The organism is Chitinophaga sp. 9-1-y (assembly GCF_059511905.2).
Genome location: NZ_CM197955.1, coordinates 3,065,122 through 3,086,238, shown reverse-complemented (window position 1 = coordinate 3,086,238; position 21,117 = coordinate 3,065,122). Strand labels below are relative to the sequence as shown.

The 21,117-nt window shown below is 45.2% G+C and carries 16 protein-coding genes; 9 read left to right on the top strand and 7 right to left on the bottom strand.

From position 1 onward, the window contains the following. Window positions 1–32 precede the first annotated feature (32 nt). Entirely contained in the window at window positions 33–326 is a 294-nt protein-coding gene (locus AC5ZC7_RS12105; RefSeq protein WP_496159027.1) for a hypothetical protein, read from the top strand. 140 nt (window positions 327–466) lie between these two features. Beyond that, on the top strand, window positions 467–2,713 hold the full coding sequence (locus tag AC5ZC7_RS12100) for a family 20 glycosylhydrolase (RefSeq protein WP_496159028.1): 2,247 nt from the start codon (window positions 467–469) through the stop codon (window positions 2,711–2,713). Window positions 2,714–2,762: 49 nt separating this feature from the next. On the opposite strand, the gene AC5ZC7_RS12095 is transcribed toward AC5ZC7_RS12100, so the two are convergent. From AC5ZC7_RS12095 to serA, 3 genes are all read right to left on the bottom strand, one after another. Further along, window positions 2,763–4,352 carry a S41 family peptidase gene (locus AC5ZC7_RS12095; RefSeq protein WP_496159029.1) on the bottom strand — a complete coding sequence of 530 codons (1,590 nt, stop codon included), beginning with the start codon at window positions 4,350–4,352 and terminating at the stop codon, window positions 2,763–2,765. Window positions 4,353–4,387: 35 nt separating this feature from the next. Beyond that, entirely contained in the window at window positions 4,388–5,146 is a 759-nt protein-coding gene (locus AC5ZC7_RS12090; protein WP_496159030.1) for a hypothetical protein, read from the bottom strand. Window positions 5,147–5,330: 184 nt separating this feature from the next. Beyond that, window positions 5,331–6,566 carry a phosphoglycerate dehydrogenase gene (gene serA, locus AC5ZC7_RS12085; protein WP_496159031.1) on the bottom strand — a complete coding sequence of 412 codons (1,236 nt, stop codon included), beginning with the start codon at window positions 6,564–6,566 and terminating at the stop codon, window positions 5,331–5,333. Between the two features lie 314 nt (window positions 6,567–6,880). Between serA and AC5ZC7_RS12080 the strand changes: the two genes are divergently transcribed. The 3 genes from AC5ZC7_RS12080 (at window position 6,881) to AC5ZC7_RS12070 (ending at window position 9,645) form a co-directional block, all read left to right on the top strand. After that, complete coding sequence (locus tag AC5ZC7_RS12080; RefSeq protein ID WP_496159032.1) at window positions 6,881–8,092, top strand: serine hydrolase; 1,212 nt, start codon at window positions 6,881–6,883, stop codon at window positions 8,090–8,092. A gap of 432 nt (window positions 8,093–8,524) precedes the next feature. Then, window positions 8,525–9,103, top strand: coding sequence for an HD domain-containing protein (locus tag AC5ZC7_RS12075; RefSeq protein ID WP_496159033.1), 579 nt, complete (start codon window positions 8,525–8,527; stop codon window positions 9,101–9,103). Between the two features lie 26 nt (window positions 9,104–9,129). Beyond that, window positions 9,130–9,645 (top strand): HEAT-like fold family protein, encoded by a 516-nt coding sequence (locus AC5ZC7_RS12070; protein ID WP_496159034.1) that lies wholly within the window; start codon window positions 9,130–9,132, stop codon window positions 9,643–9,645. 88 nt (window positions 9,646–9,733) lie between these two features. Here AC5ZC7_RS12070 and infC read toward each other — a convergent pair whose 3' ends face one another. Both infC and thrS read right to left on the bottom strand, forming a co-directional pair. After that, the gene (gene infC / locus AC5ZC7_RS12065) at window positions 9,734–10,429 is read right to left on the bottom strand and encodes a translation initiation factor IF-3 (protein ID WP_496159035.1); all 696 of its coding nucleotides are present in this window, start codon (window positions 10,427–10,429) and stop codon (window positions 9,734–9,736) included. Window positions 10,430–10,601: 172 nt separating this feature from the next. Next, the gene (gene thrS, locus AC5ZC7_RS12060) at window positions 10,602–12,542 is read right to left on the bottom strand and encodes a threonine--tRNA ligase (RefSeq protein WP_496159036.1); all 1,941 of its coding nucleotides are present in this window, start codon (window positions 12,540–12,542) and stop codon (window positions 10,602–10,604) included. Window positions 12,543–13,150: 608 nt separating this feature from the next. Between thrS and AC5ZC7_RS12055 the strand changes: the two genes are divergently transcribed. Next, window positions 13,151–13,603, top strand: a complete 453-nt coding sequence (locus AC5ZC7_RS12055) for a hypothetical protein (protein ID WP_496159037.1) — start codon at window positions 13,151–13,153, stop codon at window positions 13,601–13,603. 71 nt (window positions 13,604–13,674) lie between these two features. On the opposite strand, the gene AC5ZC7_RS12050 is transcribed toward AC5ZC7_RS12055, so the two are convergent. Both AC5ZC7_RS12050 and AC5ZC7_RS12045 read right to left on the bottom strand, forming a co-directional pair. After that, window positions 13,675–16,038: a TonB-dependent receptor domain-containing protein gene (locus AC5ZC7_RS12050; RefSeq protein ID WP_496159038.1), complete on the bottom strand. Its 2,364-nt coding sequence runs from the start codon at window positions 16,036–16,038 to the stop codon at window positions 13,675–13,677. A 67-nt stretch (window positions 16,039–16,105) separates the two neighbouring features. Next, window positions 16,106–16,690, bottom strand: coding sequence for a DUF3347 domain-containing protein (locus tag AC5ZC7_RS12045; protein ID WP_496159039.1), 585 nt, complete (start codon window positions 16,688–16,690; stop codon window positions 16,106–16,108). 249 nt (window positions 16,691–16,939) lie between these two features. Here AC5ZC7_RS12045 and AC5ZC7_RS12040 point away from each other — a divergent pair, with 249 nt between their 5' ends. From AC5ZC7_RS12040 to AC5ZC7_RS12030, 3 genes are all read left to right on the top strand, one after another. After that, a complete protein-coding gene (locus AC5ZC7_RS12040; RefSeq protein WP_496159040.1) occupies window positions 16,940–18,901 on the top strand; it encodes an ATP-binding cassette domain-containing protein in 1,962 nt (653 codons plus the stop codon). A gap of 111 nt (window positions 18,902–19,012) precedes the next feature. Then, window positions 19,013–19,699 carry a response regulator gene (locus AC5ZC7_RS12035; protein WP_496159041.1) on the top strand — a complete coding sequence of 229 codons (687 nt, stop codon included), beginning with the start codon at window positions 19,013–19,015 and terminating at the stop codon, window positions 19,697–19,699. Window positions 19,700–19,716: 17 nt separating this feature from the next. Then, window positions 19,717–21,087 carry an ATP-binding protein gene (locus AC5ZC7_RS12030; protein WP_496159042.1) on the top strand — a complete coding sequence of 457 codons (1,371 nt, stop codon included), beginning with the start codon at window positions 19,717–19,719 and terminating at the stop codon, window positions 21,085–21,087. Window positions 21,088–21,117 lie beyond the last annotated feature (30 nt).

Sequence of the window (21,117 nt, the reverse complement as noted above, 5' to 3'; positions counted from 1 at the left end):
TTAGTTAGTACAAGGCATGTAATATTTAGTATATGAAAACATATGATACCATAACGGCCGCCATGGAAGATCTCCGCAAACGCGGATACACGGCAGATTTCAATCTTCTTTTTGATGCTATACATGAGAAAGACAACAAAGTACATCCATCCGACTTTGAAATTACAGAGACCTATCGTTTCGAAGGTGACACTGATCCGGGCGACGAAGCAGTGGTCTATGCTATCCAGACAAAATCCGGTACCAAAGGTGTTTTGATGTATGGATATGGGGTGTATTCAGAAGATATGTCGGAAGATATGATCCGTAAATTAGGACATAAGTAATACCATTCTCCCGAAATACACAGGAGCAAAACACAGGGGAAATTCTCTTTGTGTTTTGCTCCTTTGCATTTTTGACCACCACCACTTTTTGCTTTTTGCCGCAAATGGTCCTACTTTAGCGGGTTACCAGCAACGTGTACATGAAAAAACATCTTATTTTATTACTATTGGCAACCGGACTGGGTATATCTGCCCATAGTCAGTCTCCTGGCAATCTCGATTTAGTTCCACGCCCAACGCTTATCGAGACGCAACCCGGCGCCTTTACTTTAACACCGCAAACGCCGGTTTACGCCACCCCGGCCTTTTCTGCAGTCGCCAGTCTTTATGCCGCCAGCACCCATCTTCCCCAGCCCAAAACAGTTGCCCCGAAAGCAACTCCGGCAAAGGGAGTGGTATTTGCCATGGCCGATAAAGCAATGGTACCTGATTCAGCAGGATATCAACTGAAGATTTCTACCGCCCGGGTAGTCATCCTGGCCCGCACACAAACAGGTGCCCTCAATGGTATGCAATCGCTGCTGCAACTACAGTTGCTTCAGCCAGACCAAACACAACTGCCTTGTGCTGATATTACCGACCATCCCCGCTTTGGCTATCGCGGCGTTCATCTCGATGTATCCCGGAACTTTTTTCCCGCTGCTTATATCAAACGCTTCATAGACCTGATGGCTTTATATAAAATGAACACCTTCCACTGGCACCTCACCGACGGCGCCGGATGGAGACTGGAAATAAAGCATTACCCGGAACTAACCCAGGTGGCTGCCTGGCGCAACTATGCGAACTGGAAAGACTGGTGGACCAAAGGGCGCCGGTATTCCCACGAAGGCGATCCCAATGCCTACGGCGGTTACTATACCCAGGCGGAGGCGCGTGACATAGTAGCCTATGCTGCGCAGCGCGGTATTACTGTTATTCCTGAAATCGAAATGCCTGGCCACTCCGAGGAAGTACTGGCGGTATATCCTCAATTGTCCTGTTCCGGCATCCCTTATAAAAACTCCGAGCTATGCCTGGGTAACGACGCCACTTTCACCTTCCTGGAGCAGGTATTGACGGAGGTAATGAGCATATTCCCATCTCCCTATATCCACATTGGTGGTGATGAAGCAGATAAGAAAGCCTGGCAGCATTGTCCTAAATGCCAGCAACGCATCCGTGATGAAAAGCTGAAGGATGAAAATGAATTGCAGAGTTATGCCATTAAGCGTATGGAAAAATTCTTGTCGGCGCATCACCGCAAACTGCTGGGATGGGATGAAATACTGGAGGGCGGCCTCGCTCCAGCCGCTACAGTAATGTCATGGCGGGGAGAAAATGGTGGTATTGCTGCCGCCCGGGCCAGTCACGACGTTATCATGACTCCCGGCGGCTACTGCTACTTTGATAGCTACCAGGCCGATCCGGCTACCCAACCAGAAGCAATTGGCGGATATCTACCACTCGACAAAGTATACAGCTATGAGCCCGTTCCAAAAGAACTCGACGCAGCACAAGCGAAACATGTGCTGGGTGCACAAGCCAATATCTGGACAGAATACATTCCTACTACCTATCACCTGGAATACATGGTGTATCCCCGTTTGCTGGCATTGTCAGAGGTGCTGTGGTCTGATACCACACACAAAAATTTCGCAGATTTTCAACAACGGCTGCAATCGCAGTATCACTTACTGCAACGGCGAAACGTAAATTACTACCGCCCTTCGTATGGGGTAACTATTCATCCGGAAATAGACGCGGCCCATCATCGCACCCTCATTTCATTCGGCTCGGAGCAATACCAGCCGGAGATTCGTTATACACTGGATAGTACTTTACCCAATAGCCAGTCTGCGCGCTACACCGGTCCTTTTACAGTTACCGGCTCTGCTCCTGTCAGGGCGGCTATCTTCAAAGACAATCAACTACAGGGCACTCCGGCTTTCCTGCAATTAGACGATCACCTCGCCATTGGCAAAAAAGTAAGTTATAACCTTCCTTATAGCCAAAAATATCCGGCACAGCAGGCAGCTACTTTTGTAAATGGTTACCGCGGATCTCTTACCTATGGAGACGGCCAGTGGCAAGGGTTTGAAGGAGACATGGATATTACCATCGATATGGACCAGGCAACAGCCCTGCATCGTTTATCCGTTACCTTTATGCAGTTAACGGGTCCCGGGGTATATATCCCAGCTTATGTGGAAATATTGACGAGCGATGACGGGAAAAATTTCAAATCAGTAAAGCAGGTAACTAATGATATTCCTACCAGTGTTACTACGTTGACTTTTAAAGATTTTAAGTTTGATCTGGGTGGACAAACAGCACGATATATCAGGGTTCGCGCCAAAAACGAACAACATGGATTTATGTTCGCCGATGAGGTGATCATCTATTAAAGAGATAAACCGTAGCTGTCAGCAATCACTAACAGCTACGGTTATACGATTATTTCAATTTCAATACTTCTTTGCTTAACCGGTAATCCACCATGCCATTAAAGTTGCTGAGTGGTTTACTGTTTGGAATAGCTGTACGCAGACCATTTACGGTTTCTGTATTCAGCTGTGCCGCCCGGGTAGCCGGGAATGAGCCATTATTGATATAGCTTATAATCTTTATGAGATTATCATCCTGATCAGTTACGCCCCACGGAACATTTACGTAATCCACGGCTGCCTTATCTACATCAATACCAGTATAGTAATCTCCAACACCGGCCGCATTATGTGTAGCAAAATTAATGGCATAAAGATCTGCCAGGTACTTTTGTGTCCCGTTATGGTTGTAGGCAGATACATTAAAATCGATGAAGCCAACTGGTTTGCCGTATGTCTTCTCTCCTACTAACAATACCTTCCGGTAAGGTTTCAGGTTATTCAATGTTAACTCGCTGGCAGAGGCAGTATTGTTGCTGGTAATGAAAAATACATTGTCCAGGTTGAGTCCACCTGTTCCTGCCGGGAACTTCACTGTTTCGGTAAGACCGGTGGCAGAAAGTTGCCCCATCAGTTTGTCATTATACTTGTAGGTGTACATTGTTTTACCCGATGCAGTAGCCGGTGCAATGGCACTATCCAGGTATTCAGCAGTAGTAGTGGCGCCACCTCCGTTATAACGTAAATCCACAATCAGGTTTCTGACTCCGCTGGCAGCAAACTTCGTGAACGCCTGGTCCAGTGCCGTTTTGGTGTAGGTAGCCTGGCCTTTGTCGTTGAAAACACTGGCGAAAGTATACAGTCCGAAGTAACCTATTTTCGTATTATTCGCAGCGGTGTATACCGTATCAAATAATACCGGGTTAATGTTATACGCGGTTGGATTCAGTGTAGTAGTGAAAGTACCCTGATTATTAGGACGCTTAATCCCCAACGTTACCGTGGAAGTAGATGCCATGATTGCATCATATACTGCTTGTAGCGAGGCATTGGTATTGGTAAAAGAAGTAGTGCCGTTAACAGAGATAATTTCGCAACCTCTGTCGATCCCCGCTTTACCTGCCGGGCTGTTTTTGTCCGCATACAGCACAAACAAACGAATCTGGTTGCTGTTGGCAGATGCGAGTACTGGCGCATATTCCAGTCCAAAATCGCTGGTAGTAGCGGCAAACGTACTGGAAGAAACGCCGTTCATGAGTTTATTCGTCAGGGTGCCGTTTCTATCGAGGAAACTATAACGATCATACGGCGCCGAAGTAGCGGGGTTGATCGCATATCTTTTCATAACCGCCAACAACGTATCTGCGTTGGGGTAACTGGCGCTGAATGGATCCAGTTTAGGCACAGAGGAATACCAGAAGTACGTAGGCAGTCCGGCGTTAATATTACGTCCGCCATCACCGTAGGTAACCTGCATGATCTGGTACATCAGGTACTTGAGGGAGTCTTCTGCCTGGGCAGCAGTCAACTGCGTGGTATCTCCCGGCGAAGGTGGGGTCGGCGCCGGGTTATTGTCTTTATGACAAGCCATAAAAACGCTGGCACAGAAAGCTCCCGCCAGTATAGCCTTAGTTCCCGTAGTAAACAATTTGTTATACATAAAAACGATTAAGACAATTTTCAGGGTCGGCAGTGCTAGTGGATGGCAAGTGTTTGCCGGGTCCAGAAGTCTGCAGAATAATACAATGCGAAATGATCAGCGTACTCACCAGGCATGGGCGCCGGCTGCCCTTTGGCACGCTTGGCTTCCAATTCCTTTTTATCTTCTCTCTTCATCGCGTTTACCTTAAAATGATAAGCAATGGGTTGTTCAGTCAGCGTGGTAATACCCAGCATTTTCAGCGGGATAGCCAGTTCACAAACCAGGTTACCGGAGGCTTCGTAAGAAGCAGCTGTTTGAATACCAAACGTATTACGCACCGGAATATTGCCATTGGGGATGCTATCGAATCCATCCACTTTGATGTCTTTCAGGTTAGCCAGGATTTGTTTTTTCAACTCTCCGGCGATTAGCGCCCGGGAAGCTTCGGGGACATCAGGTGCACCGGTGTTTACATTTTCCGTGATCGGGAAGGTAACCGACGCTCCACCTTTCTTTTTACCGGTGGCATTCAGGGAAATGGTAATACCGGAACGCATAATTTTCATCTGGCTTTGCGGATCAGGCACACTTACGATTACGTATATATTTTCTTTATCGTTGGCTACGGTGTAAAATAACTTGGTAACGTTGTTGTAGAACTGCAGCGGTTTGGGCCATTCGGTTGCTTGACCGTCCACCTTCATACCAGCCGGCGCCCATTTGTTAGGTTCATCTTGTGCGGAAGCATTTACGTATAACAAAAGCCCGGCAATCAACCCAGCCCCGGTTATCAGTATCCTGTTCATTTTCATGTGTGTTTTTTTTCAGTTGCAGTACAAGGTTAACAAAGAATTTTCAAAATATGCCAAGAAAAAGCATATATCAGTAAAAACAATCGGTGAATGGGGTGATATGGGGGGTGAAAAAATAATGGATTTGCAGGAGATGAATACCTTCAGAAAGCCTTCTCCTTACAAATCCATTACCGTTGACAGCTTAATATAATAATCTTGTCTTAATCGTATGTTCTACTTCTTTCAACAATGCCAATGCTTCCTGTGACAATTTGGTATCTACGTCCAGTACCACATAACCGATCTGGTCGTTGGTTTTCAGGTACTGGCCCAGGATATTAATTTTATTGGCAGATAACGCGGTATTGATAGCGGATAACACCCCCGGTACGTTCTGGTGGATATGCAAAATACGGTGTGTGTTTTCGATAGGCGGCACGCTGATAGCAGGTACCGTATGTGAACCAAAGCTGGCACCTTTCTCCAGGTAGTTCAGCATTTTGCTACTCACGTCCAGGCCTATATTATGTTGCGCTTCTTCTGTGCTACCACCAATATGTGGCGTCAGAATTACGTTAGACAGCTGCTGTAATGGTGTGCTGAAAGCAGCGCCATTTTTTTCCGGCTCTACCGGGAAAACGTCGATGGCAGCGCCGGATAACTGACCACTTACCAATGCGTCTTTCAGCGCTTCCAGGTCTACCACTTCTCCGCGGGCATAGTTAATGAAAATAGCGCCGGGTTTAGCATCTGCCAATACTTCTGCGGTGATCATGTTAGCAGTAGTTTTGCTGGAGGGCACGTGCAGGGAAATGATATCTGACTTACCAAACAGTTCTTTCAGGCTGCGGATTTGTTCTGCGTTACCCAGCGGCAACTTGGTTTCTGCATCATAATAAATCACGTTCATGCCCATTCCTTCTGCCAGTACACTTACCTGGCTACCGATATTACCGTAACCTACGATACCCAGTGTTTTACCTCTGAGCTCATAGCTGCCGGTGGCTTCTTTCATCCAGATGCCCTTATGGGCAGCGGCATTTTTATCAACAATACGGCGGATAAGAATAATCGACAATCCAATTACCAACTCTGCAACAGAACGGGTGTTGGAATAAGGCGCATTAAATACAGCTACACCGTGTTCAGTAGCGGCTTTCAGATCTACCTGGTTAGTACCGATACAAAAGCATCCTACTGCCTGCAGTTTCCTGGCCGACTCCAGCACTTTACGGGTTACCTTGGTTTTAGAGCGAATGCCCAGAAGGTGTACGTCCTTGATTTCATTAATGAGATCTTCTTCGCTCAATGCGCCCGACAATTTGCGCACCTGATACCCTGCCGTAGTAAATTCTGCTACCGCTGCATCGCTGATGTTCTCTAATAATAAAATGCTGATCTTCTCTTTCGGATAACTTGTCGACTTTTGCTGGTCCATAATATTATACTAAATTATATGTGTATCTATATGTTGCAATTGGCTTAATAATTGCTGATAGCGGGGAAACAGGGCACAAACCTACTCGATGTTGGGGAATAATCAAATAGTAGTGTAATCAAATTCGATTTTATCAAAAAAAGGCAGTTCTCAGCGCCTTTTTTTAAACTTTTTTCAGCGTTTCAGCTTAAAAATCAATTAAAAGGATTTGAAAACGCCGTATTTATTTGGCAGTCTTTTACTTTGGGTATAAATTTAGCGCTTTGTATTTTTTAAGGGTCATTTGAATTAAGCACGTAGTATACACTCCTCTAATGAAGCGATTGAAAGCAGTAAGGATCATTTTAACTATATCGGGAATTGCAATAATAACAAGTTGTCAGAGTAATGCAGCAAAACGGGCAGCTGAAAAGGCTAAAACAGCGTCAGATAGTGTTCTTTACACCCTGGGATTAAGTGCAGCAGAAAAAGAAGCGGTATTGAAATCGCCCCGTACCATTCAGATGCAGCGGGAACTGGATGCATTTTACAACGGTAAACTATTGCGCACCGGATTTAATGGCGCCATACTGGTAGCCAGAAAAGGTGTTGTCATTTTTGAACAATATCACGGGTATGAAAACTCAAGAACGAAGGTGCCTGTGATGGATAGTTCTTCGTTTCAGCTGGCTTCTGTTTCCAAAACCTTTACCGGTGCCGCTGTATTGTGGTTAGCGCAAAAGGAAAAACTCAGCCTCAACGATTCACTGCAAAAATTCTTTCCTGAGTTTCCTTATAAAGGTATCAATGTACGCATGCTGCTGAGCCATCGCAGCGGGTTGCCGAACTACCTTTATTTTTGTGATAGTTTATGGAAAGATGAATCCCGCTTCATTACCAACAATGAAGTGATCAAATTGATGGAGGCACACAAACCTCCTATGCAACACTTGCCGGGTACACATTTCCAGTATTGCAACACCAACTACCTGCTGCTGGCCTCTATCATAGAAAAGGTCAGTGGTCAGAAATATGCCGAGTTCATGGAACAAACCATATTCCGTCCGTTAGGGATGAACAGTACGTTTGTATATGATCCGGCATCTGCCGCGCGTGCACACCAAACACAGAGTCATAAGTATAACGGACAGTTTGAACCAGACACCTATTTCGATGGTGTAATGGGCGACAAAGGCATTTACAGCAGTGCCCGTGACATGCTGAAATGGGACCAGGCGCTTTATTCCGGTCAGCTGTTGAATGAAGCTACCCTGAAAGAAGCCTACACCCCTTACAGCCATGAAAAACCAGGTATCCGGAACTACGGCCTGGGCTGGCGGTTAATGGTGTATCCCGACAGCACTAAAAACATCATTTACCACAATGGCTGGTGGCATGGTAACAACACCGTGTTTTACCGCTTTGTGCAGGATTCTACTACCTTAATCATCTTAGGTAATAAATATAACCGCGGTATTTACCAGGCTGTAAAACCGGTACGTGATATTCTTGGCCATGGTGATGGTGAAGAAGCGGGAGAAGAATAACAAATCAGTATCTTACAGATATCAAAATGCAGCACGGAGCTTACATATCCGCGCTGCATTTTTTTATTACGGACACACCTATACGTAAACATTTCACCCGTTTCAAACACAGGGGAACTATCTGTACCCACTGCTGTTCCACAGCCTGCCCGTCTCCCAAAAATCCCCTCTATTACGCCACCGGTATTAATAAAAAGATAACAATGTGCAGGAGGATATCGCAGCAACAGCTATTACATTTGCGATGGTGCCATGGCGTACCAGGAATTGAGATTTGAGAATTACGAATTACGAATTGGTGGGTAGATATAAGCAAATGATCTTCTGGTAAATCTACCCACCAATCCGTAATTCGTAATTCGCAATTCGTAATTCCTTAAAGTGCGGCATACCATGAAAAAAAACAGTACTAACCCTTATTAATGTACGAAAATGACCGACAACGAATTACACACGCACAATGTGATTGAAAGAATCTTTGGACTGTATGAACAATATGGTCACCAGGAATATGGTGAAGAAGTGACCATGCTGATGCATATGATGCAGGCTGCGCTGATAGCTGAGAAAACAGGCTTTGAGGATGAAATGATCATCGCAGCTTTCCTGCACGACATTGGTCACTTTTTTGAACAAACGGAGCAGATGGGTACATACGGTTCCATGGCACATGATGACCTGGGAAGCGCTTACCTGCTGGAATGTGGCTTTCCTGAAAGAATGGCGAAACTGGTAGGAAGCCATGTGGCTGCCAAACGGTATCTTACCTGGTCCGACAGTGCTTATTATGATACCCTCTCTGACGCCAGTAAGCAAACCCTCGCCTTCCAGGGCGGTCCAATGAATGAGGAAGAAGCCCTCGCCTTCCGTAAAGATCCTTTGTTTTCACAATACATTCAGCTCAGGATATGGGACGATATGGGGAAAGAAACTGATCAACCGGTACACCCGGAAGATGTGGCCAGGATCAGGCAAAAAACACTCGCCTATTTGCTGCAATACGGTAATTAAGGCACTTGTATTATATTGCCGGGCATATGGATCTACGTTCGGAAATATTAGCGGAACATTCCCGCGCCCAATCGCTTCACATAGCGAAATGGATTGGCCGGGATACACAGCGCTTTCAACAGCTGCTTGACTTATTTCTCTTCGACGAATACAGGGTAGTACAGCGTTCCGCCTGGGTAATGCGCCTGGTGGCCGAAAAGTATCCGGCATTACTATCCCCTCACCTGCCCGTGATTGTAGGCAGGATGGAAGAAGCGGGTGTTCCGGTGGCCGTTAAAAGAAATGTATTGGGGGTGCTGCAGGATGTTCATCTCCCTGAAAGCTTGCATGGCCCGGTGATGAACAGTTGCTTTGCTTTCCTGGAAGATCCACAGGAAACCGTGGCGGTGAAGTCTTTCTCAATGACAATCCTCGCCCGTTTGGCAACAGATTACCCGGAAATCAAAAATGAAATCCGCCTGCTGATTGAAGATCAACTGGAAAATAATCCCACACCTGGCATTCGGTCGAAGGCCAGAAAGGTATTAAAGGAGATACAATGACGACAGTTACCCGGTAAAAACAAAAGCAGCACAACAGGGTATTACACCCCATTGTACTGCTTTTTTAAATCAGGTATATCGCCAATGTTTACGCGTTAGTTTCATCTGCGGCTTCTGCTGCTGGAGGAGGTGTAACGGGCGCTTTGGCTTCTCTTGGTTCCCTTGGTTCTCTTGGTTCCTTAGGTTCCTTTTCTTTCTTCTTAGCCGCTTTAGGCGCGAAGATGGCGATCATACGCTTACCTTCCATGGTAGGCATACTTTCCAAACCACCTACTTCTGCCAGTCTTTCAGCAAATTTCAGGAGAATCAACTCACCACGCTCTTTAAACATGATTGCACGACCTTTGAACTGTACATAGGTTTTCACCTTGTTACCGTCTTTCAGGAAGCTTTCAGCATGCTTGGCTTTAAAGTCGAAGTCGTGATCGTCTGTATTAGGCGTAAAACGAATCTCTTTCACTTCGCTTTTGTGCGCCTTCGCCTTCATTTCCTTTTCCTTCTTCTTCTTTTCGTAAAGGAATTTGTTGTAGTCGATGATACGGCAAACGGGGGGCACGGCATTTGGAGAAATTTCAACCAGGTCTAAACCTTGTTCTTCCGCCATTCTCAACGCCTCCTCAGTTCTGTAGACACCTACCTCAATGTTTTCACCTACAAGTCTTACCTCTGGGACGCGTATCATCCTGTTGGTGCGATGTTCTTGTTGTTGTTCTCTGCGGAAATTGGGGTTTCTGCCCCGGTTGTTGTTGTTGCCGCCAAAACTTGGTCTGGGTCTTTGTTGCATTAAGAAAATTAAAATTAATTGATAAATTGTCCAGTTAGTCCATGGTCCACATATCGTCCATGGACCAAAAACAATATTTACAAAAATACGGGGAAAATTATAGCAATAAACATACCTCAATTAAGTAATGTTCATTGTTTTATATACCTTTTTTCCACATTCATTTACTCCGTTATTCCAAAGGCTTCCGGTTGGCCACTTCGTCGTTTATCAAAGCAGCAAATGCTTCGAGCGACATGGTTCCCATATCTCCTTTAGATTGACGACGAACAGCTACTACGTTGTCGGTGGCTTCTTTTTCACCAAGTACGAGCATGTACGGAATTTTTGCCAGCTCTGCTTCCCGGATCTTTTTACCGATTTTTTCGCTTCTGTCATCTATTTCAGCGCGAATTTCCGCTTTTTTTAGCAATTCTGCTACTTTTTCTGCATAGTCCTGACTCTTATCGCTGATAGGCAGGATTTTCACCTGGGTAGGCGCCAGCCACAGCGGGAATTTACCGGCACAGTGCTCAATCAGTACCGCAATGAATCTTTCCAGTGAACCGAATGGTGCACGGTGAATCATTACCGGGCGGTGTTTCTGGTTATCGGCACCGATGTACTCCAATTCGAAACGCTCTGGCAGGTTGTAATCCACCTGGATGGTACCCAACTGCCATTTACGGCCCAGTGCATCTTTCACCATAAAGTCGAGCTTAGGACCGTAGAACGCCGCCTCATCGTATTCAATAACGGTGTTCAGGCCTTTTTCAGCGGCCGACTCAATAATAGCCTGTTCCGCCAGCTCCCAGTTTTCTTCAGAACCGATGTATTTAGCACGGTCGGTCTGATGACGCAGGGAAATCTGTGCAGTGAAATCTGTAAAGCTTAAGCTGTTGAATACATACATCACCAGGTCAATTACCTTCTGGAACTCTTCCTTCACCTGGTCAGGACGGCAGAATAAGTGCGCATCATCCTGGGTAAATCCTCTTACACGGGTCAATCCATGCAATTCACCATGTTGCTCGTAACGATACACGGTACCGAATTCCGCGAAGCGCACCGGTAAATCTTTGTAAGACTTCGGTGATACTTTATACAACTCGCAGTGATGCGGGCAGTTCATCGGTTTCAGCATAAACTCCTCGCCTTCTTCCGGTGTGGAAATCGGCTGAAAGCTATCCTTACCATATTTCTCGTAGTGACCGGAAGTGATGTACAGGTTTTTATTACCGATATGTGGCGTTACTACCGGCAGGTAACCACTTTCAATCTGTGCTTCCTGGAGGAAACGTTGCAGGCGTTCCCGCAGCATGGCTCCTTTAGGTAACCACATAGGCAGCCCCAGTCCTACCTTCTCGGAGAAGGCGAACAGTTCCAGTTCCTTACCCAGTTTGCGGTGATCGCGTTTCTTCGCTTCTTCAATCAGTGTCAGGTACTCATCCAGTTCTTTCTGGTTAGGGAACGTGATGCCGTAGATGCGGGTCAGCATCTTATTTTTTTCACTACCGCGCCAGTAAGCACCTGCAATGCTGAGGAGCTTAATAGATTTGATGAAGCCGGTGTTAGGGATGTGCGGGCCACGACACAAATCTGTAAATCCTCCCTGTGTGTAAAAAGTGATGTTACCGTCTGTCAGTTCTCCGATGGTTTCCAGTTTGTACTGGTCGCCTTTCTCTGTAAAGTAAGCCAGTGCATCTGCTTTGCTGACTTCCTTACGCACATACTCACTATTTTGTTTAGACAATTCCACCATTTTGGCTTCTACCTTTTTCAGGTCTTCTTCCGAAATTGTGCGATCGCCTAAATCAATATCGTAATAGAATCCATTTTCAATTGAGGGGCCATAACCCAGTTTCACACCGGGGTACAGGGCTTCCAGGGCTTCTGCCATCAAGTGCGCAGAGGAATGCCACATCGTAGCCTTACCATCTTTATCCACCCACGTGAGCAGTTGCAGCGTGCTATCCGTCATAATCGGGCGCGTAGCGTCAACTACCTGCCCATTAACATTAGCGGCCAATACTTTGCGTGCCAATCCCTCGCTGATGGATTTGGCAATGTCCAATGCAGTTACTCCTGGTTCATACTGACGAACTGCGCCATCCGGAAAAGTGATATTTATCATACGTTTTGCTGTTAGCTCCATACTTTTTCATATGGGCTATATTTCCTTTATAAAATGTTTGCGAAGTTAAGAAATAGTTTGTTAGCTTTTAGATAACCATGTCATTGAATTAAAGGATTTTAAAAATAAATATTTATACAGCGGTGTGAGTTCAGTTGAAAAAGACGTTAATTTTACGTTTGTAAACTAAAAATATTACAATATGGTCAGAAATTATTTCAACCTCTACGAAACACTAACGAAAGAATTGTATACACCGGAAGCAAAAGCCAAACATCTATCGATTATGATTTATGAAAGTGCCGAAAAACATATAGCTGGCGATAGTCAATGTATCGTGGATATGATGGCTGAGAAATAGCAACGTAAAGAGTCTGTCTGAATGGCAAAAATTGCCAGAAGATTGACCATTGCTCATTATACACTTGTTACTATTATGATTATTGGATCTTTAATCAGCCTCTTGTTCTTCTAAGTATGATTCTTATTTTCTAAACTTAATCCCTAAAATAAAAAAATAATATAGTTAAATAAGATATCTGTTAATTTTTGAATTCAGAAAACAGGAATAGTTTAATTTTAACCTTGTAACAAAAACATATTACATTATGACAACAAATGGAAGTTTAAAATTGTATGACATTTTTCGAAAGGACCTGCATCTCCCAGACAGCAAGGCAATGGAGGCGGTTACCGCACTGGATGACTTTTCGGAAAAACTAGCATCTGACAGACTTGAATCATTAGCAACAAAAGATGAATTGCTTGCTACGAGAAATGAATTAATTGTAGCCAAAAATGAACTTAAACAAGAGATCCACACAGTAGGTGCAAGACTAAATCTGATGGCTACGAAAGAAGAACTCCATTCTGTAGCAACCAGGTTAGATCTAATGGCAACGAAAGAAGAATTAACGGACGTAAAATGTGTATTAGAAAAATCTATTCTTCAAACCGAAAACAGGATAACCAAAAACATTTATGGTGTTACATTAGCGCAAATGATCATTCTAGTTACTTCTGTATATTACTTCCTTAAATTTGCAGGAGTGGTAAGATAACATACCTATGTATGTCCGATCCATTGTATATTTCCACTCCACCCCTATCCCGTTTAAAGCTTCCATCTTATTTAAAACTTGAAATTATATGTCACCGAAGGTATAATCGGAAATAACGACACCTGCTTTGCGTCCACCTTTAATGTCCCATCCAGCGCACTTCCCGTTTGATCCAGGTAAATGAAATAAGGGTTTTTCCTACTGTACACATTGTAGATAGAAAATGACCAACTGCTTTTGATACGCCGGTTCGGCTTCTTAGGCGTTGGCGTATAGGTAGCAGATAAATCCAGCCGGTGATAAGCCGCCATCCGGTAACCGTTAATCTTACCGTAATCCTGCACCAGCGTGGTTTCTATAAAATAGAATTTTTCCGGGAGCGTAGTGGTATTGCCAGTGCCATAAATAAATATACCGGAGAATGTCCAGTGCCTATTCCTGTCGTAAGTACCTACCAGCACGAGGTCGTGGCGACGGTCATACTTCGCCGGGTAAGGTTTCCCATCATTTAAATCAGGGAATTGGCGCCAGGTCCAGGCCAGTGTATAACCCAGCCAACCGGTAAACTGCCCCTTCTTTTTATTCAGGAATAATTCCATGCCATAGGCCCATCCCTTCCCAAATACAAAGTCGCGCTCCGGATCATTCAAATTGGGCGTATAGCCTTCCCGGTACTCAATCTGGTGGTGCATGTCTTTATAATAAATTTCCGCAGACGCTTCATAGGTATTGTCTTTGAAGTTGCGGAAGTAACCGGCGGTGTATTGCCACGACAACTGCGGCTTTACAATGTAAGTACTCGGCACCCATACATCGGTGGGCAATGTAGTGCCTGCATTGGATACCAGGTGAATGAACTGGTAATTGCGGGTCACCGCAGCTTTGATGGAACTCCTGTCATTCCCGGACCACCGCAGGATCATCCTTGGCTCCAGGCCACCATAGCTAACAACCGGCTGCCCGCGCCGGTACGCGATACTATCTGTTACACCACCCGCCTCATTACGGCTATAGCGCGTATAAGGACCTATCTGCATAAAACCACTGTAACGCACGCCTGCATTAAGTTGTAGGTGCGGTGATATTTCCCAGTCGTCCATCACGTACAACGCTACCTCATGTGCGTATTTCTTAAACGCATTTTCCGGCGAAAACTTCGTACTGTCCTGGTTTCCGGAGATAGTAGACGGCGTAAACGTGTGATGAATATAATTACCGCCAAATTTAATATGATGGTTTACATGTGGATAATAATCGATATCTGTTTTCAGATTCAGATCACTGATGCCGGATGAAAGCCGGAGATCAAAATTATTCTGCAGCGCACTGAATTGAAACTTGTAATCGTTGTACAGCAGCGAGGTATTGGCGAAAAGCTTTCTATTGAAAACATGGTTCCACCGCAAAGTAGCCGTGGTATTGCCCCAGGGAATTTTCACATTGAACGTGCGGTCCTTGTTATTAAAGCTAAAAACATCTTTCCCAATATATCCACTCAGATATACCCGGTCTTTATCCGAAAAGATGTAATTCATTTTTACGTTCAGGTCATAGAAATAATAACCCGATCCCTTATACGAAGTATTATTGATAAAGGGTTTGGTGACGAGATCTATGTAGGTGCGTCTGCCGCTGACAATAAACGAGGCCTTATTCTTTTTCAGCGGTCCCTGGAAAGAAAGCCGGGATGAGATCAGCCCTATTCCTCCTTCTCCCTGGAATTTTTTATTATTCCCTTCTTTCATGGAAATGTCCACCACAGAGGATATCCGGCCTCCATAACTGGCAGGCATACTACCTTTAATAAGGGTGGTATTACGGATGGCGTCTGCGTTAAAAACAGAAAAGAAACCAAAGAGATGGCCGGTATTATACACGGGCGCTTCATCCAGCAAAATGAGATTTTGATCAGGACCACCTCCGCGCACATAAAACCCGGCGTTACCTTCTCCGGCAGCCTGTACGCCCGGCATGAGCTGCAGGGCTTTGAGCACGTCCACCTCTCCCATCAGGGCGGGTAGTTTCTTCACCTGGAGCGCAGTGAGCTCCACCCTGCCCATATCGGTACTTTTTACATTGGCGTCTTTTCTCTTGTCGGTAATCACCACTTCTTTTGCCTGGTAAGAACGGGGATACAGCTCCAGGTGCTGGGTCATATCTTCTCTCAGGGTAAAGGCGATGGCTTTGGATTCATATCCAAGAAAAGAATAGAGCAGGATGTAGTTGCCGGCGGGCAGTGTGATGGAATAGAATCCGTAATTATTGGTATGTACGCCGTTGGGAGAATGCAACACCTGTATGGTGGCTCCTGACAGGGATTCGCCGTTGGTACTGTCTTTTATGAAACCGCTGATGGTATATTGCTGTCCCTGCACGCCCGTAAAGGCACATAGGCAATAGAGAAACAATAAAAAGGGACCATATCGTTTGATCATACCATTAAATCATGGACAGCAAAAAGTAGGGTAATTTACGATTTACTGTCCATGATTCAACGAGAACTTATTTATAGATTAAAGTATCCCTGGTTTCCCCGCAGGTAAGCATTTTATGGCCAAAGTAGGGGTTTTGTATGGCAGGTTTATTGCTCAGCCAATAAGCGCCTTTATCATCAAAGGCCATGGGACAAAACTGGTGATAGATAGTATCTCCTTTTAACCCGGTATTCTTAACAAGATCAAATAACGTGTCGGATACCATTTGAAAAGAAGCCCTTTTGCCTTCCAGCCCGGTTTCTCCTTCAAAACCAGCCAATTCCGCGCTGATGCTGCCGGTGATACCGGTAATCTCCGCCAAATGGCTACTGTCCATCTGCAAAAGCGACACCGGCAAACTGTCGATATGCCCTTTCACGGCCGCTGCCAACGCATTGGCGCTGCTGCTGTCGGCCTGTACCAGGGCGTCTGTCAGCCGGTAATAGGCGTTCATGGTATTCGCTAACGAATCGTAAAATACCTGGCTATAAGGCGCCTGCAAAGCCGTGGCCGTACTCCCCTGTTCCGCTGCTTCCGGCGCTTGCTGGTCGCAGGCTAACAAGGAAGTTACGAACATTGCCAGTCCAACGGGAACGCATACTTTAAAATTCATAATTTCGTGCTTTGAAGCAAAACTAAATAAATACCGCGGATTTTGTCTTTGTACAGGATTATACTGATGATACTGATGATATTTTTAAGATTTAGAAAGATAGTAGACTGGTCATTATCTCTCTTAATCTTCAAAATCAAACATAAAAAATCAGTATCATCAGTATAATCCTGTACAAAGACAAAATCCACCAAATACGGACATTTATCCTTAACTTTGCACGTTTTTTATTCAATTTTTCTATTTTTTATGTTGATCGCATTACAGGACATTACGTTTGAGTTTGGATCCAGGGTGATACTGGAAGATTCTTCCTGGCATATAGAACCGGGCGACCGTGTAGGTCTAATCGGGTTAAATGGTACCGGCAAATCCACCCTGTTACGCATCATCAACGGGGAATATTCGATTTCTAAAGGCAGTATTAATAAAAGTAAAAGTCTGACAATTGGCTTCTTTAACCAGGACCTGCTCAGCTTTGAAACCAATGAATCTATTCTCACCGTGGGTATGATGGCGTTTGGTAAAGCGCTGGAACTGGAGAAAGATATTGAACGTATTACCAAAGAACTGGAAGATAGCCAGACCGATGAGCTGCTGCACGAATTCAGCGATAAACTGCACGAATTCGAGGCGCTGGACGGCTATAACATGAAGCATAAAACGGCACAGGTGCTGGAAGGCTTAGGTTTTACCACCGCTGACCTCGACCGTCCTTACAGCCAGTTTTCGGGTGGATGGCGCATGCGCGTACTCCTGGCCCGCTTAATCCTCCAGCAGCCCGATGTACTCATGCTCGATGAGCCTACGAACCACCTGGATCTTCCGTCTATCGAATGGCTGGAAAGATACCTGGTTGGTTACAATGGCGCCGTGATCATTGTATCACACGACCGGTACTTCCTGGATCGTATGGTGAATAAGATCGTGGAAGTATACCAGCAGCAATTACATCACTACGCCGGTTCTTACGCCGATTATGAAGTGGAAAAGGAACTGCGCCGGGAAATGCAGCAACGTGCCTACGAAAACCAACAGGATTATATCCGTCAGCAGGAACGTTTCATCGAGCGCTTTAAGGCCAAAGCCTCTAAAGCTGCACAGGCACAGAGTATCGCCAAAAGGCTGGATAAGCTGGAGCGGGTGGAGCAAACCGATAACGGTCCGTCTAAAATCAAAATTAACTTTACCGTTGACAAAACACCTGGTAAGATTTTATGTACCCTGAATAATATCAGCAAAAGCTTCGGGAACATCGAAATCCTGAAAAACACCAGTGCTGAAATCAACCGTGGCGATAAAATAGCCCTCATCGGGGCCAATGGTAAGGGGAAGTCTACTCTCCTCCGCATCATCTTTGGGATGGAGCCTATGGAAGGGGAAAGAATACCCGGACACAACGTGGTAACCAGTTTCTACGCACAGCACCAGCTGGAATCGCTGGATATGGGCAGTGAAATCCTGGATGAGCTGAAAAACTTCGGCAGTGGCCGTACCGAGCTGGAATTACGGCAGTTATTAGGTTGCTTCCTCTTTACCGGTGACGATGTGTTTAAAAAGATCAAGATCCTGTCCGGGGGTGAAAAAGCACGGGTGGCGCTGGCCAAAACCATTATCAGCCAGGCCAACTTCCTGATGTTGGATGAGCCGACGAACCACCTGGACATGAACTCTGTACAGATGCTGATCGACGCGCTGAACAAATACGATGGTAGTTTGGTACTTGTATCGCACGACCGTTACTTTGTTAGCCAAACGGCCAATAAGATCTGGGAAATTGTAGATGGCGAAATCAAGGAATTCAAAGGCACCTACACAGAGTATGAAGAATGGAAGAAGCGAATGGCCGCTCAGCAACAGGCGCCGGCAAAAACTAACGCCAACGCCGAAACGAAAAAAGAAAACCGTCAGCAAAATAGTGCCCCTACAGTAGAAGCCGGTAAAGGCGCTATTAACAAAGACGTACAACGCGAACTACAAAAACAACAAAAACAGTTTTCGCAGGTAGAAGGCCAGGTGGCCAGCTTGAAAGAACGTAAAGCCAACCTGGAAGCCAGTTTAGGTATGCCTGATATCTACAATGACAAAGCAAAATTTGCGCAGGTAGAAAGCGAATACCAGGACGTACAGAAATACCTGGACCGCGCCAATGAGCAGTACGAGCAGCTATTTGAAAAAATAATGCAGCTGGAAGCGAACCTTACAAACTAAGAATTACGAATTACGAATTACGGATTTGTGGGTAGATTTACCAGTAGATCATTTGCTTATATCTACTCACAAATCCGTAATTCGTAATTCGTAATTCGTAAACTCTGTATTATGCAGAAAATACTGGTAGTTGAAGACGAAGTAAAAGTAGCCAATGCCGTTAAGAAGGGGCTGGAAGAAAATGGTTTTGATGTGGATGTAGCCTATGATGGCCGCATTGGTAAAGGACTCGCCACCAGCAACAATTATGACCTGGTGATCCTGGACCTGAACCTTCCCCATCACAACGGCTATGAGCTTTGTGAAGTAATCCGCCACAAAAATAACAAGGTACCGGTGATCATGCTTACCGCACTGGGCGGCATGGAAGATAAAATGCAGGCGTTTGAAATTGGCGCTGATGATTATCTCATCAAACCATTCGACTTCCGGGAGTTGCTGGCACGTATCCGCGTATTCCTCAAAAGAGCCGGTTCTGAAGCCACCCATGGCACCCAATACAAAATCAGCATCGCTGACCTCGAAATAGACCGGGAGAAAAAAGATGTGACCCGTGGCGGCAAAAAAATTGCCCTCACCGCCAAAGAATACCAATTACTGGAATTCCTGGCCATGCACAAAGGCAAAGTGATTTCCAAGCTTACCATTGCAGAAAAAGTATGGGATATCGATTTTGATACCGGTACCAATGTGATTGAAGTGTATATGAACTTCCTGCGTAAGAAAATAGACAAGGATTTTGAACAGAAGCTACTACATACCAAAACTGGTATGGGCTACTATCTTTCTGAAGAATAATCCCCCGCTCCGGCTGATTGAAGATCAAATACAAAATAGCGCTCTATTACACCATCTCGGCAACGCTGATGCTGATTGCATTTGCAGTGCTGGCCTACTATTTTTCTGCCAAATCCAGGAAAGCAGAATACCTGGAACGACTGGAATACCGGGCCCGTTCCATTGCCAATGTAATTATTGAAGATGGAAATGTAAAAGTAGACCTGTTGCGGAAACTTGATCGCACCACCTTCCAGGATCTCTACAAGGAAACCATCCTGGTATACAACCCTAATTACGATCTGCTGTATAGTAACCTGAAAGACACCACTGTTCGTACACATCCCACTTTGTTGAACTATATCAAGGAAAATAAACTCTATAGCTACGAAAAAAACGGCGGCGAAGTGGTGGGTGTTTATTATACCGAGGGAGATGTTTCCGTAATTGTGCTGGTATCCTCATTTGATAAATATGGCTTTCAGAACCTCCAGAACCTCAGCCAGATCCTACTACTGGAGCTGATTACCGCGGTTATTGTATTGGTGGGTGTAGGCTATTTCTTTGCAAGAAAAATGGTGCAGCCTATTGACCAGTTGGTACAACAGGTAGATAGTATCAATGCTAACAATATGCAGGATACCCAGGTAGCGGTAAAAGGGAAAGATGAAATTGCCACGCTGGGCGCCAACTTCAACACCATGCTGCAGCGGTTAAGTGAGTCTTTCCATCTGCAAAAAAGCTTTGTAAGCAACGCCTCCCATGAGCTGCGTACCCCGTTGGCAGCCATTATCAGTCAATTGCAGGTGGCATTGTCGAAAGACCGGCCCAAAGAAGAATACCTGGCATTACTGACCTCTGTGCTGGAAGATGCCGAAAACCTGTCGGACCTCTCCAACGGCCTGTTACAGCTGGCACAATCGGAAATGCGGCAACAGGAATTTGTGCTGAGCAACGTACGTATCGATGAATTACTCATGGAAATGACCACCATGATACGGCTCAAACACAAAAGTGCCAGCAAGGTAGAGATTCACTTCGTGAAAGTTCCCGACAATGATTTGCTGGTTACCTGTTATGGAAATGAGAATCTGTTGAAGGTCCTTTTCCTGAATCTAATTGATAATGCCTGTAAATTTTCAAAGAATAATTCCGCACTGGTAACCATTGACTTCTTCACGCAATACATCCTGGTACAAATAAAAGACACGGGTATTGGCATTCCTCCGGAAGAAATCAATAAAATATTTGAGCCTTTCTACCGCGGCCAAAATGCCCTTCAAATCCGCGGCCATGGCCTTGGTTTGTCTATCTGTAAAAAAATTGTACAAATCCACAACGGTCATATTACGGTGACCTCCACCCCTTCCGAAGGCACCACCTTTACGGTGATGCTCCCGCATTTATAATCCTGGCCTAACAATTCTTTAAGGTTATTT